16 protein-coding genes and 1 pseudogene are annotated in these 16,075 nt (G+C 61.3%); 5 read left to right on the top strand and 12 right to left on the bottom strand.

The features are described 5' to 3' along the window. Window positions 1-8: 8 nt before the first annotated feature. The 6 genes and pseudogenes from rodA to BLS87_RS25670 all read right to left on the bottom strand — a co-directional run bounded on the left by rodA (window position 9) and on the right by BLS87_RS25670 (window position 6,047). Window positions 9-1,112: a rod shape-determining protein RodA gene (gene rodA, locus BLS87_RS25695; protein WP_167362106.1), complete on the bottom strand. Its 1,104-nt coding sequence runs from the start codon at window positions 1,110-1,112 to the stop codon at window positions 9-11. Window positions 1,113-1,143: 31 nt separating this feature from the next. Continuing rightward, window positions 1,144-3,045 carry a penicillin-binding protein 2 gene (gene mrdA / locus BLS87_RS25690; protein WP_074757002.1) on the bottom strand — a complete coding sequence of 634 codons (1,902 nt, stop codon included), beginning with the start codon at window positions 3,043-3,045 and terminating at the stop codon, window positions 1,144-1,146. 31 nt (window positions 3,046-3,076) lie between these two features. Beyond that, window positions 3,077-3,544: a 23S rRNA (pseudouridine(1915)-N(3))-methyltransferase RlmH gene (gene rlmH, locus BLS87_RS25685; RefSeq protein ID WP_062384870.1), complete on the bottom strand. Its 468-nt coding sequence runs from the start codon at window positions 3,542-3,544 to the stop codon at window positions 3,077-3,079. Between the two features lie 9 nt (window positions 3,545-3,553). After that, a pseudogene (gene rsfS / locus BLS87_RS25680) lies at window positions 3,554-3,940 on the bottom strand (ribosome silencing factor); the annotation flags it as partial. Between the two features lie 105 nt (window positions 3,941-4,045). Beyond that, complete coding sequence (nadD, locus tag BLS87_RS25675) at window positions 4,046-4,729, bottom strand: nicotinate-nucleotide adenylyltransferase (protein ID WP_074757116.1); 684 nt, start codon at window positions 4,727-4,729, stop codon at window positions 4,046-4,048. A gap of 43 nt (window positions 4,730-4,772) precedes the next feature. After that, window positions 4,773-6,047 (bottom strand): glutamate-5-semialdehyde dehydrogenase, encoded by a 1,275-nt coding sequence (locus BLS87_RS25670; RefSeq protein WP_074756998.1) that lies wholly within the window; start codon window positions 6,045-6,047, stop codon window positions 4,773-4,775. A gap of 364 nt (window positions 6,048-6,411) precedes the next feature. Here BLS87_RS25670 and BLS87_RS25665 point away from each other — a divergent pair, with 364 nt between their 5' ends. Further along, window positions 6,412-7,095: a DNA-3-methyladenine glycosylase gene (locus BLS87_RS25665; protein WP_074757114.1), complete on the top strand. Its 684-nt coding sequence runs from the start codon at window positions 6,412-6,414 to the stop codon at window positions 7,093-7,095. 3 nt (window positions 7,096-7,098) lie between these two features. Further along, window positions 7,099-8,415, top strand: a complete 1,317-nt coding sequence (locus BLS87_RS25660) for a bifunctional DedA family/phosphatase PAP2 family protein (RefSeq protein WP_074756996.1) — start codon at window positions 7,099-7,101, stop codon at window positions 8,413-8,415. 127 nt (window positions 8,416-8,542) lie between these two features. Here BLS87_RS25660 and BLS87_RS25655 read toward each other — a convergent pair whose 3' ends face one another. From BLS87_RS25655 to BLS87_RS25645, 3 genes are read right to left on the bottom strand one after another with little or no spacing between them, the layout of a single operon-like run. Further along, a complete protein-coding gene (locus BLS87_RS25655; RefSeq protein WP_074756994.1) occupies window positions 8,543-9,133 on the bottom strand; it encodes an LON peptidase substrate-binding domain-containing protein in 591 nt (196 codons plus the stop codon). Window positions 9,134-9,143: 10 nt separating this feature from the next. Continuing rightward, the gene (locus BLS87_RS25650; protein WP_074756992.1) at window positions 9,144-9,860 is read right to left on the bottom strand and encodes an LrgB family protein; all 717 of its coding nucleotides are present in this window, start codon (window positions 9,858-9,860) and stop codon (window positions 9,144-9,146) included. Further along, window positions 9,857-10,219: a CidA/LrgA family protein gene (locus tag BLS87_RS25645; protein WP_074756991.1), complete on the bottom strand. Its 363-nt coding sequence runs from the start codon at window positions 10,217-10,219 to the stop codon at window positions 9,857-9,859. Before BLS87_RS25645 ends, BLS87_RS25650 begins: the two co-directional genes overlap by 4 nt. Before the next feature lie 327 nt (window positions 10,220-10,546). Here BLS87_RS25645 and BLS87_RS25640 point away from each other — a divergent pair, with 327 nt between their 5' ends. From BLS87_RS25640 to BLS87_RS25630, 3 genes are all read left to right on the top strand, one after another. After that, window positions 10,547-11,002, top strand: coding sequence for a MaoC family dehydratase (locus BLS87_RS25640; protein WP_074756989.1), 456 nt, complete (start codon window positions 10,547-10,549; stop codon window positions 11,000-11,002). A 141-nt stretch (window positions 11,003-11,143) separates the two neighbouring features. After that, the gene (locus tag BLS87_RS25635; RefSeq protein WP_074756987.1) at window positions 11,144-12,868 is read left to right on the top strand and encodes a C13 family peptidase; all 1,725 of its coding nucleotides are present in this window, start codon (window positions 11,144-11,146) and stop codon (window positions 12,866-12,868) included. Window positions 12,869-12,995: 127 nt separating this feature from the next. Continuing rightward, window positions 12,996-13,637: an oxidoreductase gene (locus BLS87_RS25630; RefSeq protein WP_074756985.1), complete on the top strand. Its 642-nt coding sequence runs from the start codon at window positions 12,996-12,998 to the stop codon at window positions 13,635-13,637. Between the two features lie 141 nt (window positions 13,638-13,778). Here the strand turns inward: BLS87_RS25630 and BLS87_RS25625 are convergent, their stop codons facing one another. The 3 genes from BLS87_RS25625 to mpl are packed head-to-tail and all read right to left on the bottom strand — an operon-like array spanning window position 13,779 to window position 16,037. Continuing rightward, entirely contained in the window at window positions 13,779-14,069 is a 291-nt protein-coding gene (locus BLS87_RS25625; protein ID WP_074757112.1) for a YceK/YidQ family lipoprotein, read from the bottom strand. Then, window positions 14,062-14,691, bottom strand: a complete 630-nt coding sequence (gene ubiX, locus BLS87_RS25620; protein WP_074756983.1) for a flavin prenyltransferase UbiX — start codon at window positions 14,689-14,691, stop codon at window positions 14,062-14,064. Before ubiX ends, BLS87_RS25625 begins: the two co-directional genes overlap by 8 nt. Further along, window positions 14,688-16,037 carry a UDP-N-acetylmuramate:L-alanyl-gamma-D-glutamyl-meso-diaminopimelate ligase gene (mpl, locus tag BLS87_RS25615; protein WP_074756981.1) on the bottom strand — a complete coding sequence of 450 codons (1,350 nt, stop codon included), beginning with the start codon at window positions 16,035-16,037 and terminating at the stop codon, window positions 14,688-14,690. The genes ubiX and mpl overlap by 4 nt, the downstream gene beginning before the upstream one ends. Window positions 16,038-16,075: the final 38 nt, after the last annotated feature.

Raw genomic sequence — 16,075 nt, 5'->3', positions numbered from 1 at the left:
CACCTTAATCAAACCTGAGCGATCCACTTGCGATGGGTATGGATCGACATCAAAACCCCAAACGCTGACAGCAGCGTCACCAGCGAAGTTCCGCCGTAACTAATGAAGGGCAATGGAACGCCCACCACCGGCAGCAAGCCGCTGACCATACCGATGTTGACGAAAACATACACAAAAAACGTCATGGTCAGACTGCCTGCGAGCAGCTTGCCGTAGAGCGTCTGCGCCTGAGCCGTGATGACCAGGCCGCGACCGATCAACAGCAGGTAGATCAGCAGCAAGGCACAGATACCCACCAGACCGAACTCCTCGCCCAACACCGCAATGATGAAGTCGGTGTGGCTTTCCGGGAGGAAATCCAGGTGAGACTGGGTGCCCAGCAACCAGCCCTTGCCGAAAACCCCGCCCGAGCCAATCGCCGCCTTGGACTGGATGATGTTCCATCCGGTGCCCAGCGGATCGCTCTCAGGGTCAAGGAAGGTCAGGATGCGTTGCTTCTGATAGTCGTGCATGAAGAAGAACCACATCGCCACCGCAACGGGCACAGCCGCTGCGATCACACTGATGATCCAGCGCCAGCGCAGGCCTGCCATGAACAGTACGAAGGTCCCGGACGCCAGAATCAGCAGCGAGGTGCCAAGGTCCGGCTGGCGCACGATCAGGATGAACGGCAACCCGATCAACCCAAGGCTGACGGCCACGTGCTTCAGATGCGGAGGCAACGTGCGCTTGGAGAGGTACCAGGCGATGGTCGCCGGCATGATGATCTTCATGAATTCCGACGGTTGGAAACGGATCACGCCAGGAATGTTGATCCAGCGCGTGGCGCCCATGGCGTTGTGGCCCATCACGTCCACCGCGACCAGCAGCAGCACACCGAAGACGTAAGCGATCGGCACCCAGCGTGCCATGAAGCGCGGCTCGAGTTGCGCGATCACGAACATCGACACCAGGCCGATGCCGAACGAGGTCGCCTGTTTGATCAACAGGTCCCAGCTCTTTCCGCTGGCGGAATACAGGACGAACAGGCTGCCGGCCGCCAGTGTCAGCAGCAGGATCAGCAACGGGCCGTCGACATGGATTTTCTGCAGGAAGGTGGCGCGACGGCGCATCACGTCTTCGCTGGAGAGGATGCGGTCGAAATTACTCTTCACGGGCCGCGGTCTCCGGAGGCAGTGTATTGCTGGCGTATTCGGGTTTCAGATGACCCTGAGGGTCCAGAAGCCAGGCATCCATGACCTGACGCACGACAGGTGCAGCGGCGCCGGAGCCCGATTCACCGTTTTCAATCATGACCGCCACGACGATTTTCGGGTTGTCGGCCGGCGCGAAGCCCACGAACAACGCGTGGTCACGGTGGCGCTCCTGCACTTTCGAGCGATCGTATTTTTCACCCTGACGGATCGCGACGACCTGCGCCGTACCGCTCTTGCCCGCGATGCGGTATTGCGCGCCGATGGCCGCCTTGCGCGCGGTCCCACGGGCACCGTGCATCACCTGCTGCATGCCGTGATTGACCTTGCCCCAGTCGGACGGGTCGCGCAGGACAATATCGGGAATCGGGTTTTCATCCACCGGTTTCTGGCCTTCGATGGTCCTGGCCAGATGCGGACGGTTCCATTTGCCTTTGTTCGCCACCAGCGCCGTGGCCTGAGCCAGTTGCAGCGGCGTGGCCTGCATGTAGCCCTGACCGATACCGAGGATCAGCGTTTCGCCCGGGAACCAGGCCTGACGTCGGGTGACCCGCTTCCAGTCGCGGGACGGCATCAGGCCGGGCGATTCTTCGAACATGTCCAGCGAGACCTTTTGCCCGATGCCGAACTTGTTCAGGTACGCCGACAGCCTGTCGATGCCGACCTTGTGCGCCAGGTCGTAGAAATAGGTGTCGTTGGATCGCATGATCGCGGTGTCCAGATCGACCCAGCCGTCACCGGTACGGTTCCAGTTACGGTATTTGTGATCATAGTTGGGCAGCATGTAGTAGCCGGGGTCGAACACCCGGGTACTGGCCGTCACGACGCCCGAGTCCAGGCCCGCGATGGCCACGGCGGGTTTGATGGTCGAACCCGGCGGGTACAGGCCTCGCAGAATGCGGTTGAACAGTGGCCGATCCACCGAATCCCGCAGTTCCGAGTAAGCCTTGAAGCTGATGCCGGTGACGAACAGATTAGGGTCGAAGCTTGGCTGACTGACCATCGCCAGCACTTCGCCGGTGTTCGGGTCCAGCGCCACCACGGCGCCACGACGTCCGGCGAGCGCGGTTTCGGCCGCTTCCTGCAACTGAATATCGAGGCTCAGGACGATGTCCTTGCCCGGCACCGGATCGGTCCGCTTCAGAACCCGCAGCACCCGACCACGCGCGTTGGTTTCGACTTCTTCGTAGCCCACCTGACCGTGCAATTCGGGCTCGTAGAACCGCTCGATCCCAGTCTTGCCCATGTGGTGGGTGCCGCTGTAGTTCACAGGGTCGAGACTTTTCAGCTCTTTCTCGTTGATACGCCCCATGTATCCCACGGAGTGGGCGAAATGCGCGCCCTGCGGGTAATGCCGAATCAACTGCGCGACCACTTCGACGCCCGGCAGGCGAAACTGGTTGACCGCAATCCGGGCGATCTGCTCCTCGGTCAGCTCGAACAGGATCGGCACCGGCTCAAACGGACGGCGCCCCTGTTTCATGCGTTTTTCAAAGATGATCCGGTCATCCGGCGTCAGCTCCAGCACTTCGATGATCGTGTCGAGAACCTTGGCCCAGTCACCGCCCGAGCGCTCGCGGGTCATGCTCAGGTTGAAGCTGGGCCGGTTGTCGGCGATCACCACGCCATTGCGGTCAAAAATCAGCCCGCGACTCGGCGGGATCGGCTGCACATGAACCCGGTTGTTTTCCGACAGGGTCGAGTGATAGTCGTACTGGATGACCTGCAGGAAATACAGACGCGCCACCAACACGCAGATCAGCACGATGACGGCCACGGCACCGACCACGACTCGGCTGCGCACCAAGCGTGCGTCCTTTTCGTGGTCTTTCAGGCGAATCGGCTGAGACATTTAGGGCGTGTTCACAGTGAAGGCAGCAGCGCTACTTGTGATAAGGGTGACCGGACAACACTGTCCAGGCACGATAAATCTGCTCACCGATGAGGATGCGCACCAGCGGGTGCGGCAACGTCAGCGGCGACAACGACCAACGCTGCTCGGCACGGGCACAGACTTCCGGCGCCAGCCCTTCCGGGCCACCGACCATCAGGTTGACTGTGCGCGAATCCAGCCGCCAGCGGTCGAGCTCGACCGACAGCTGCTCGGTGCTCCACGGTTTGCCGTGCACTTCGAGGGTGACGATCCGCTCGCCCGGCTGCACTTTCGCCAGCATGGCCTCACCTTCCTGACGGATGAGGCGTGCCACGTCGGCGTTTTTGCCACGGGTGTTGAGCGGAATCTCTACCAGTTCCAGCGCCAGTTCGGATGGCAGACGCTTGGCATATTCATGCCAGCCTTCTTCCACCCACTTGGGCATGCGTGAACCGACAGCAATCAGACGCAGACGCACAATGAGCCCTTATTGTTGCTCTTTGTTGAGCTTGGTGAAGTGCTCATGCGCGACTTCCGGGCTGTGGTGTGCAGCACTGGCCGAACGGCTCTGCTCGGCACCGGCCCACAGACGCTCCAGGTCGTAGAACTGGCGTGCGGAGGCGGTCATCATGTGCACGATGGCGATGTCCAGGTCCAGCAGCACCCAGTCGCTGTCGCCCTTGCCTTCTTCGCCCAACGGCTTGAGACCGTTTTTCTTGACCTCTTCGCGAACCTTGTCGAGCATCGCGTTGATCTGGCGATTGGAGGTACCGGTCGCGATGATCATGTAGTCGGTGATGCTCTGCTTGTCGCGTACGTCCAGCACCTGGACGTCCTGCGCCTTCACGTCCGCCAGGGCATCGGTGATCACTTTGATCATCGGGTTTTCAATCACTGCATCTTTGTTCGTCATATAAAACTCATTCAGCTCGTGTGTTTGGGTGTTTCTTCGCGCTCTCGGCAGCGTCGAAACACACCTTCAGTTCGACGCACGGTAAAGCCCGTGCGTATCGATATAGGCCAGTACCGCGTCTGGCACCAGAAAACGTACCGACTTCCCGCTGGCCAGCAGTTGGCGGATCTGGGTGGCAGACACCGAAAGCGGCGTCTGCCAGACGAATGTAATGTGTCCGCCAGGACCCTTCAGGGCCTTCGGATCGCTGACCGCGCGCGCCGCCAGCAGGTTACGCATGGCGTCCGGCGACTCGCTGTCGGCGTCCGGGCGTTGCAGCACCACGATATGGCAGTGCTCCAGCAACTCTTCCCATCGATGCCAGGAAGGCAGCCCGCAGAAGGCGTCCCATCCCAACAACAAAAACAGCTGGTCATCGACGGCCAGTTCAGCGCGCATCGATTCCAGCGTGTCGATGGTGTACGACGGCTTGTCCCGCAACAATTCGCGGTCATCCACCGTCAACGGCGACACGCCCTGGACCGCGCACTGAACCATCGCCAGACGGTCCTGTGCCGAAACACTGGGCGTATCGCGATGAGGCGGTCTGGCGCTGGGCGTCAGACGCAACTCATCGAGTTCAAGCAGCGCGGCGACTTCCAGCGCGCCGCGCAAATGGCCGATGTGCACAGGGTCGAACGTCCCCCCCAGCATGCCGATACGCTTCGGCTTGCGTGCAGTGGAAGGTGCTTCCCCGGCAGGCTCGTTCACAGCTTTCGCAAGGTTGCCTGCGTGCTGCCGAATATCGGCCAAGTCAGGCAGGCCCCTGCCCACGCAACTGGCGACCGTCACCGACGACGATGTACTTCTCGCAGGTCAGGCCTTCCAGACCGACCGGCCCACGGGCGTGAATCTTGTCCGTGGAAATCCCGATCTCGGCACCCAGGCCGTACTCAAAACCATCGGCAAAGCAGGTGGGCGCGTTGATCATCACCGAACTGGAGTCGACTTCCGCCATGAAGCGGCGCGTCTGGGCCTGAGAGTCGGAGAGGATGGCGTCGCTGTGGTGCGAACCGTAATGGTTGATGTGCTCGATGGCCTGATCCAGCCCGGTCACGACGCGGATTGACAGGATCGGCGCCAGATACTCGGTGTGCCAGTCCTCTTCGGTCGCCGGGATCGCATCGATCAGCTCACGGGTACGCTCGCACCCGCGCAGCTCGACGCCTTTTTCGCGGAACTGACCGGCCATTTGCGGCAGGAATTCAGCGGCAATCGCCTGATCCACCAGCAGCGTTTCCATGGCACCGCAGATGCCGTAACGATAGGTCTTGGCGTTGAAGCAGATGCGCTGCGCAGACGCCAGGTCGGCGTGTGCACTGACATACACATGGCAGATACCGTCCAGATGCTTGATAACCGGCACCTTGGCATCGCGACTGACGCGCTCGATCAGGCCCTTGCCGCCGCGAGGAACGATGACGTCCACGTATTCCGGCATGGTGATCAAGGCGCCAACGGCGGCGCGGTCGGTGGTTTCGACCACTTGCACCACGGCAGCCGGCAGGTCGGCTTCGGCCAGACCACGCTGAATGCAGGTGGCGATAGCGCGATTTGAATGAATGGCCTCGGAGCCGCCCCGCAGGATGGTCGCGTTGCCGGACTTCAGGCACAGGCTGGCGGCGTCGATGGTCACGTTCGGACGGGACTCATAGATGATGCCGACCACGCCGAGCGGCACGCGCATTTTGCCAACCTGAATGCCCGAAGGCTGGAAATTCATGTCGCGGATCGTGCCGACCGGATCGGGAAGGCTGGCAACCTGACGCAAACCGGCGATCATGCTGTCGATACGAGCCGGGGTCAGGGCGAGGCGTTCAAGCAAGGCAGGTTCCAGACCGTTCGCGCGACCAGCCGCCAGATCCTGCTCGTTGGCGGCGGTCAGTTCGTCACGGGCGGCGTCCAGCGCAGCAGCCGTGGCGGCCAGCGCGCGGTTTTTCTGCGCCGTACTGGCACGACCGATCACGCGCGAAGCTTCGCGGGCGGCGCGACCCAGGCGGGTCATGTAGTCAAGAACGGACTCAGTCATGGTCTCAGAGGTCTTGGCAGAGAGGAAAGCGGCCGATTATAGCTGTCGGGCGGGCTGAACGACAGCGGCGACAGGCGGATGGTCGATATAAGCCGGTTTTGTTCGGTGATAACGGCGTTTGCAATGATCGTTCCCACGCTCTGCGTGGGTAATGCAGCCTTGGACGCTCCGCGTCCGCCGATGATGGACGCGGAGCGTCACGTACGGCACTACCACGCAGAGCGTGGGAATGATCATCAACAAAACGCATCGCGGGCAAGCGCGCTCCTGCAAAGAAACCGTCCGAACGCTCCCTCGCCATTCAGCTGCAATTAAGCCCGACGTTGCTATCATCGCGGTCCGATATGCGGATACCCCAAACGCCATGCCCGACCAGCCCTCCCGCGCCTTGCCCGACAGCTTCTTCGACCGTGACGCTCAGACGCTCGCCCGCGATTTGCTGGGCAAAGTTGTCCGTCACAAGGTCGGTGAGTTGTGGCTGTCGGCGCGCATCATAGAGACCGAAGCCTATTACCTCGAGGAAAAAGGCAGCCACGCGTCGCTCGGCTATACAGAAAAACGTAAGGCTTTGTTTCTGGATGGCGGCCACATCTATATGTATTACTCACGCGGCGGCGACTCGCTGAACTTCAGCGCACAGGGACCGGGCAACGCGGTGCTGATCAAATCGGCTTATCCGTGGGTGGATGCGCTCTCGGACGTAAACAGCCTGGCGCAGATGCAACTCAACAACCCCGACGCCAGCGGCAATGTCCGCCCGCCAGAGCGCCTGTGCGCGGGACAAACGCTGCTGTGCAAAGCCCTCGGCCTGAAAGTGCCGATGTGGGACGCCAAGCGCTTCGACCCCCAGCGGATCTTCGTTGAAGACGTCGGGCAGCGACCTGCGCAAATCATTCAAGCGGCCCGTCTGGGCATCACCGCAGGACGCGACGAGCACTTGATGTACCGCTTCGTCGATGCCGAATACACACGGTTCTGCACGCGGAACCCGTTGCGACGCGGACAAGTCGAAGGCCGCGACTACTTCATTATCGAGCAAGGACACTGACCCATGGGCGCATGGCTCGACAGCATCACCGCGTGGCTGACCGTCAACCCGTCGTGGCTGGGCGCTGCGATTTTTCTGGTTTCGTGCCTGGAATGCCTGGCCATCGCCGGCATCATCGTGCCGGGTACCGTGGCCTTGTTCGCCATCGCCGCGCTGGCCGGCAGCGGCATCCTGCCTTTGAGCGAAGCGCTGCTGCTGGGTTTTCTGGGTGGCCTGCTGGGCGATGTCGTGTCCTACTTTGTGGGGCGACGCTTCCATCAGAACATCCGCCGCCTGCCGGGTTTGCGTCATCACCCGGAATGGATTGCAGGCGCCGAAACCTACTTCCAGCGCTATGGCATCGCCAGCCTGCTGGTCGGTCGCTTCATCGGCCCGCTGCGCCCGATGCTGCCGATGGTGGCCGGGATGTTCGACATGCCGTTCGTGCGCTTCGCCGGCGTCAGCCTGATCGCAGCGGCCGGTTGGTCAGTGGCCTACATTCTGCCGGGTTGGGCGACCGGCGCGGCCATCCGCCTGCCGTTGCCTGAAGGGTTCTGGCCGGAGGCCGCGTTTGTGGGCGCGGGGCTGGCGTTGCTACTCGGCGTGGCGATACAGAGCAGCCTGCGGGCCAGGCGCAACGCGACCAGGCTGATCGCCCTGACCAGCCTGATCATGCTGATCGCGGTGTTTCTGGGCTGGCCGTATCTGGCGCACCTCGATCAGGGCGTGATGACGCTGGTGCAGGAACATCGCAGCGAAGCGGCGCAAAACTTCGTTATTTTGGTCACCGGTCTTGGCGACTTCAGGACACAGTTCTGCGCGGCTGCCCTGCTGCTGATCATCCTGGTGGCCACTCGCCAATGGCGCCATGCGATCTTCGCCTGCGCCACGACGCTGGGCGCGGCGATCATCAATCAGAGCATGAAGCACACATTCGCCCGGGCGCGGCCAGAGGTGCTGGCCGAACCGCTCTCGACCTTCAGCATGCCGAGTGGACATGCCTCGGCGTCGTTCGCGCTGTTCATGACGCTGGCGGTTCTGGCGGGTAGAGGGCAACCGGCACGGTTACGCATGACCTGGTTGCTGCTTGGCGCGATCCCTGCGGCATCGATCTGCGTGTCGCGAGTGTACTTGGGCGTTCACTGGCCGACGGATGTCCTGGCGGGAATGCTGCTGGCGTTCTTCACCTGTGCGGCGAGCCTGGCGTTCGTGCAGAACAAGGACGTGTTGCCACCCTTGCCGTTACGGGTGTGGTGGCTGCTGTTACCGGCCATGGTCGCGCTGTTGGGAGGGTTTGCCTTCCACTCGATGACGCATGGCTTGATTCGGTATGAGTATTGAGCGCAGCTCGAACGAGCGACACATTGCAGGAGCGCGCTTGCCCGCGATGAGACCGTATCAGTCGACACCGACGCCAGGGATGTATCGCAATCGCGGGCAAGCGCGCCTACCGTTCAAGCGAGCAAGGTCATGCCTGCATATCGCCCTGCATCTCATCCAGCAAATCCTGGATCGCGTCGAGGCGCTCTTCCGCGTCGTCGATTTCCAGCAACTCGATCTTGTCTTCCTCGGCGAACGGCAGCAGGTAGGCCAACTGATTGGCCAGTGACTGTTGGCCGCTGGCCGTCAGGCCCATGTTCAGCGCGGCGACCATAGGGTGTTCTGCCAGTGCGGCCAGCAGCGCAACGAGGTCTTCGTCCTCTTCCTGGAGCGGCTTTTCGTCCGGCTCCTCCAGCCACGCCACCTCGGCCAGCAACAGGTTGTCGCGCTGGGTCTGGGCTTCGACCACCCGAAACCGTCGACCGCCCACCACGCGAATGCCCAGCAAACCGTTGTCCTGTTGCTGGAAATCAGTCACCAGCGCTTCACACCCGATCTGCGAGAAACCTTCAGGCACGTTGCCAACTTCACTGCCCTCGGTGATGCAGACCACACCAAAGCCCTCACCCTGTTTCATGCAGCGGCCAATCATGTCCAGGTAGCGCGCCTCGAAAATCTGCAGATCGAGCACACACCCCGGGAACAGCACAGCGTTCAGCGGAAACAACGGCAACGACATAGACACACCCTCAAGCAACCAGAGACACCGCCAACGGCAGGAACAACGCCGTGGCGACACCCATCAGACTCATGGCCAGTGCCGCAAAGGCACCGCACTCTTCACCTTCCTGCAAGGCGGCCGACGTTCCCACCGCGTGGGCCGTCAGCCCCAGGGCCATGCCCCTTGCTTCCGGGCTTTGCACACCCGCCAGGGTCAACAGGCCGGGGCCGAATATGCCGCCAATGACGCCTGTGATCAACACGAAAACCGCAGCCAGCGCCGCTACACCGCCAATCTGTTCAGCCACCAGCATGGCAATTGGCGAGGTCACCGACTTGGGCGCCATGGTCATCAGGATCATGTGATCGGCGCCCAGCACGTAACCCAGCCCCACGCACAGTGCCGTCGCAAACACCCCGCCAATCACCAGCGTAGTCAAGACCGGCCAGAACAACTGACGGATACGCCGCAGATTCAGATAAAGCGGCACTGCCAGCGCCACGGTCGCAGGCCCCAGCAGGATGCTGAGGATCTCGGTGCTCTTGCGGTACTCGACGTAGCTCAACCCACAGGTGAGCAGCACGCCGATCACCACCAGCATCGAGACCAGCACCGGCTGCAGAAAGACCCAGCGGGTTTTCTCGTAACCGGCCAGCACCACTTGATAGGCGCCCAGCGTGATGGCGATGCCGAACAGAGGGTGATGGATCACCGACAACCAGGCGCCCTGCCAATCCAGACTCATGATGGCTCCCGGCGACGGGCCTGACGGTCGATGAGCTTCTGCATCAACCAGCCGGCAAAGGTGAGCGAGATCATCAGGGACAACACCAGCGACCCGACAATGGCCCAGAAATCGTCAGCGATCTGCCCGGCGTACACCATGACGCCCACGGCAGGCGGCACCAGCAACAACGGCAGGTAACGCAACAGACTGCTGGCGGCCAGGCTGATAGGCTCGGTAACTTCTCCACGGATCATCAGGTAGACCATCAGCAGCACCAGCCCGATGATCGGCCCGGGCAGGATCGACAGGAACAAATGATTCAGCGCCGTTCCCACCAGCTGGAACAGCACCAGCCATGTCAGGCCTCTTAGCAACATAAAAAACTCCAGCAAATTCGCGGCGCCATTATACGCACGCAGTCTCGTCGGCTATGGGTCGGTATTCGCAAGCCTTCGGATTCTTGACCAATGGCCCTGAGCGTGCTGATCTTCAAGTCCGGCGCAGCCCTTGTGGGAGTGAGCTTGCCCGCGAATCGCGGAGTGTCCGTCGACGAATGCATCACAGACGTACCGCAATCGCGGGCAAGCGCGCTCCTGCATGAGCTCATAAACCGCGATCGAGCGAAGCAATAAAGAAGCCTATAGCCGCAGATCCCTGAAAAAACAAAACCGCACGCCGAAAACGATTCACTAAGGAGAGTATCGATGCCCTATGTACCTGTTGCAGCGCTCAAGAGTTATGAAGGCAAGGAACTGGGAAGTTCCGAATGGCTGACCATCGACCAGGAACGTATCAATCTGTTTGCCGAAGCCACTGGCGACTTCCAGTTCATCCACGTCGACCCGGTCAAAGCGGCGCAAACACCGTTTGGCTCGACCATCGCCCATGGTTTTCTGTCCCTCTCGCTGATTCCCAAACTCATGGAATCGCTGCTGGTGCTGCCAGAAGGCCTGAAGATGGTAGTCAATTACGGCCTGGACAGCGTGCGTTTCATTCAACCGGTGAAGGTGGATTCGCGCGTTCGTCTAAAAGTTGCCCTCACGGAAGTCACCGAGAAAAAGCCCGGCCAGTGGCTGCTCAAAGCCACCGCAACGCTTGAAATCGAAGGCCAGGAGAAACCTGCGTTCATCGCTGAACCCCTCTCTCTCGCCTTCGTGTAAAACGCCTGAAACGTGAAACAGTCGTAACAGACTGTTTCACCACGCTTCCCGGCTACGGCATACTCGCTGCGGCTGTGTGAGCGACTCGATACAAGTCCACGAATCTGATCACGCCGAAACACCTCATTTTCGGGATTTACCATGCGCGCGCTTGCCCCTCTGGCCCTTACCCTTCTGATTACCGCGTGCGGTGACGGCGAATCGCTGTTGCCGGCTGACGCACGCTTGCCCGACGGCGGCCGCTATCGGGGCGATGTCGTCAACGGCGTGCTGCAAGGCAAAGGGCGCATCGACTACCCCAACGGCAGCTGGTATGCCGGAGAGTTCGCCAAGGGTCAGTGGAACGGTCAGGGCGAGTGGCACGCGAGCAACGGCGATGTCTATAAAGGCGGCTTCCGGGACGGTTTGTTCGACGGTCAGGGCACGCTGACGACCAGCGGCGGCAGTTACGTCGGCGGCTACAAACTGGGGCGACGCGACGGCGAAGGCACGCTCAAAGAGCACGGCATGAGTTACCGCGGCGAGTTCAAGGCCGACCTTTATGACGGCCTCGGCCATCTGGAACTCGAAGACGGCAGCGAATACCAGGGCCAGTTCTCCCATGGCAAACCCAACGGCGAAGGCCAGCGCAGCGACGCGGCGGGCAATCAATTCAGTGGCAAATTCGTCGACGGCCAACTGGAAGGCACCGGCAATTTCACCAGCGCCGACGGCGATCAATACGTCGGCGGCTTTCACAACAATCAGTTGAACGGTCGCGGCCGCTATGAAAACGCCGATGGCGATGTCTGGTCCGGCCAGTTCAAGGACGGCGCATTCACCGGCAAAGGTGAGCTGATCGGTTCAGACGGCACCAACTATCAAGGGCAATTCCGTAACTGGCGTTTCGCAGGCGAAGGCCGCTTGAAATTGCCCGACGGCAGCCTCTATGTCGGCCAGTTCGACAACGACAACTACCAGGGCGCTGGCGTATTGACCGCTGCAGACGGCAGTGTGCAAAGCGGCACGTGGTCCAACGGTCAGCGCGTGCGCGACGCGATGGGCAAGCTGCTGCCCGATCCGCTGGAGGTCGGCTTGCTCGCACAAGGGCCGTTGCTGGAAAAGGCCCTCGCCGCCGTACCGGCCTCCACGCCGGCGACTGAGCTGTACAGCCTGGTGGTTGGCGGCGACGGCAAGCAGAGTGTCTTCCTGCGCGAAGCGGATTACGTCAACACGCTGCTGTCGAGCCGCTTCGGCGCTTACGGCCAGATTTCACTGGTGAACCACCGCGACCACATGGCCGATCGCCCGCTGGCGACCCGAGAAAACATCAGCCGCGCCGTGCAAACTTTGGCCCAGCGCAGCGGCCCGGAAGACTTGATCTTCATTTACCTCACCAGCCACGGCACCCACGATCACGAACTGGTGCTGGACCAGCCGCGCCTCGAACTCTCGGACTTGCCCGCCAACGAAATGGCCGGCGTGCTCGCGCCGTTGAAAAATCGAGACAAGGTGGTGGTGATCTCGGCCTGCTACTCGGGCGGTTTCATCCCGGCCATCAAAGACGACAAAACCATGGTCATCACGGCATCCCGTGAGGATCGCGTGTCGTTCGGTTGCTCCGAAGAAGCTGACTTCACCTATTTTGGCGAGGCCCTGTTCGGCAAGGCGCTGGTGGAAACCGATGACCTGATGCAAGCCTTCAACGACGCCAAAAAAATCGTGGCGCAGCGGGAAATCGAAGAAAACTTCGACGCCTCCGAACCGCAGATCTGGGCGCCCAAAGGCGTGCTCGCACGCTGGCAGCAACTGCGTAAAAGCCAGGCAGAGCGGGCGTTGAACACCGTGTCGGTCGGCAAAGGCATGAAGGCGGCGGCCAGCCACTGATACCCTGCTTCGGCGGCCAACATCACCGCAACATGAAAAATTGGTGAGTTTTGTGAAACCAGCGTCATCCGTACATAGTCTGTTCCGATAGAGCGCCTATGCTTGTGCGTATCAAGGGAGAAAGACCATGTACTTGACGCCGCAACACATCCTGCTTGCCGGAGCGACTGGATTGACAGGCGAGCACCTGCTCGATCGCTTGCTCAATGAGCCCACCGTCAGCCGCGTATTGGCGCCAAGCCGCCGCCCGCTGGCCGAACATCCTCATCTGGAAAACCCCGTAGGCGACTTCACTTCCCTGCTCGCCGAACTGGGCGGTCGGGTCGATATCGCGTTTTGCTGCCTGGGCAGCACGATCAAACAAGCCGGTTCTCAAGATGCGTTTCGCGCCGTCGACATGGACATGGTCGTGGCCTTCGGCAGGCGCGCCCGGGAAATGGGCGCGCGTCATTTGCTGGTCATCAGCGCGGTAAACGCCGACCCTGAATCCAGCATTTTCTACAGCCGCGTCAAAGGCGAAATGGAAGAAGCGTTGAAGGACCAGAACTGGCCGCAACTGACCATCGCCCGCCCTTCCCTGTTGATTGGCGAGCGCGAAGACCAGCGCTTGGTCGAGCAGTTGGCGGCGCCAATTGCCAAGCTGATTCCCGGCAAATACGGCGGCATCGAAGCCTGCCAGCTGGCTCGCGCGCTGTGGCGCCTGGCGCTGGAAGAACAGGACGGGATTCGGGTGGTGGAATCGGATGAGTTGAGGCGGCTGGGGAAATAATCCCAGGACGAAAACCAACGTTGACCTGTGGGAGCGAGCTTGCTCGCGAATGATCGTTCAACCGATGCATCAGTGTCGGTTCTACTGGCCATTCGCGAGCGAGCTCGCTCCCACAGGTCATTTATCAGGCCATTAACAAACCTACAACCCACCCGTCGCCTGAAACCCCACACCCAGCGCCGTCAGAATCGACAGCGGCAGCAGCAGGGTGTCCAGCACCGCGCTGCCCGGCAGGTCCAGCATGGGGTATTTTGGCGCCTCGGCACCGAAGCGGTCCTTCTCGCAGCAACCGCCTCGGATCGCATACAGATCCAGCCGCGTGCCTGAATACACCACAGGCGCGCCCGGCTGATTGGCATCCAGCGTGCGCACCGTTGCACAACCGGTGGTAAGCAGAAGGCCAAGGGTGAGGACAAACAGCTTCTTATTCATCGGCGCCAAAATGATGCTCGCCCCAACGCGGCAGCATGTCCTGAGGGATGTTGAGCAGATTGAGAATCCGTGCGACGACGAAGTCGACCAGGTCATCAATGGTCTGCGGCTGGTGATAGAAACCAGGCGAGGCCGGCAGAATCACCGCGCCCAGATTCGACAGCTTGAGCATGTTTTCCAGATGGATGCTGGAAAACGGCGCTTCGCGCGGCACCAGGATCAGCTGACGGCGTTCCTTGAGGGTCACGTCGGCCGCGCGTTCGATAAGGTTGTTGCAGGCGCCAGTGGCGATGGCCGACAAGGTGCCGGTCGAACACGGTACGACGACCATGGCACTCGGCGAGCCGGAACCGGACGCCACCGGGGACATCCAGTCTTCCTTGCCGTACACCCGAATCTGCCCCGCCGCCGCGCCGGTGTATTCGGTGAGGAACGCCTGCATCATTTGCGGTTTGGGCGGCAGGGTGACGTCCGTCTCGGTGGCCATGACCAACTGCGCGGCCTTGGAGATCAGGAAATGCACTTCACGATCTTCACGCACCAGGCAGTCGAGCAGACGCAGGCCGTATTGCGCGCCGGATGCGCCGGTCATCGCCAGGGTAATGCGCTCCGGGCCGCTCATTTCAGTGCCTCGGCGAGCTTGCCGTGCAGACCGCCAAAGCCGCCGTTGCTCATGATCACCACGTGAGTGCCGGGCTGGGCCTGACTTTTCACGCGCTCGATGATGCCTTCCAGCGAATCGCAGACCACCGCCGGCACCTTGCACTGAGCAGCGGTCGCGCCCAAGTCCCAGCCCAGATTGGCCGGGGCATACCAGACCACCTGATCGGCCTGATCGACGCTTTCCGGCAGCCCGTCCCGATGCGCGCCGAGCTTCATGGAGTTGGAGCGTGGCTCGACGATGGCAATGATCGGCGAGTCGCCGACTTTCTTGCGCAGGCCATCCAGCGTGGTGGCGATGGCGGTCGGATGGTGGGCGAAGTCGTCATAAATGGTGATGCCGCGCACGTCAGCGACTTTTTCCATGCGTCGCTTCACGCTTTTGAACGCGCTCAACGCTTCGACGCCTTGTTGTGGAACGACGCCAACGTGCCGAGCGGCCGCAAGGGTGGCGAGGGCGTTGGCGACGTTGTGTTGACCGGTCATGCCCCAGTCCACCACGCCTTGAGCGACGCCTTCAAAGAGGACTTCGAACTTCGAGCCGTCCTCGCTCAGCAGCTTCGCTTGCCACTGACCGCCCTGCCCGGTGGTTTGTACCGGCGTCCAGCAACCCATCTCGATCACGCGCTGCAGCGCAGGCTCGGTGATTGGATGAATCACCAGGCCTTCGCTCGGAATGGTGCGCACCAAGTGATGGAACTGACGCTCGATGGCAGGCAGATCGGGGAAGATGTCGGCGTGATCGAACTCAAGGTTATTGAGGATCGCGGTACGTGGGCCGTAGTGAACGAATTTCGAACGTTTATCGAAGAACGCACTGTCGTACTCGTCGGCTTCGACCACGAAGAACGGCGTGTCACCCAGGCGGGCGGACACCGCAAAGTTCTGTGGAACGCCACCGATCAGGAAGCCAGGGCTCATGCCCGCGTGCTCCAGCACCCAGGCCAGCATGCTGCTGGTGGTGGTCTTGCCATGCGTACCGGCAACCGCCAGCACCCAGCGACCGCGCAACACGTGATCGGCCAGCCACTGCGGCCCGGACACATACGGCAGGCCTTTGTTGAGGACGTATTCAACCGCCGGATTGCCGCGCGACATGGCGTTGCCGACCACCACCAAGTCCGGTGCAGGTTCCAGGTGTGAAGGGTCGTAACCCTGCATCAGCGTGATGCCCTGCGCCTCGAGCTGCGTGCTCATCGGCGGGTAGACGTTGGCATCGGAGCCGGTGACTGTGTGGCCCAAATCCTTGGCGAGAACCGCCAGCGAACCCATGAACGTGCCGCAGATACCCAGAATATGAATGTGCATGACCGACCTCTTAAAACGTTCGCGCAGGTTAGCGTAGA

Origin of the sequence: Pseudomonas abietaniphila, assembly GCF_900100795.1 — a bacterium.
Lineage (GTDB): Bacteria > Pseudomonadota > Gammaproteobacteria > Pseudomonadales > Pseudomonadaceae > Aquipseudomonas > Aquipseudomonas abietaniphila.
The sequence above is the reverse complement of the archived record's forward strand: the minus strand, read 5'-3'. Positions and strand labels throughout refer to the sequence as shown.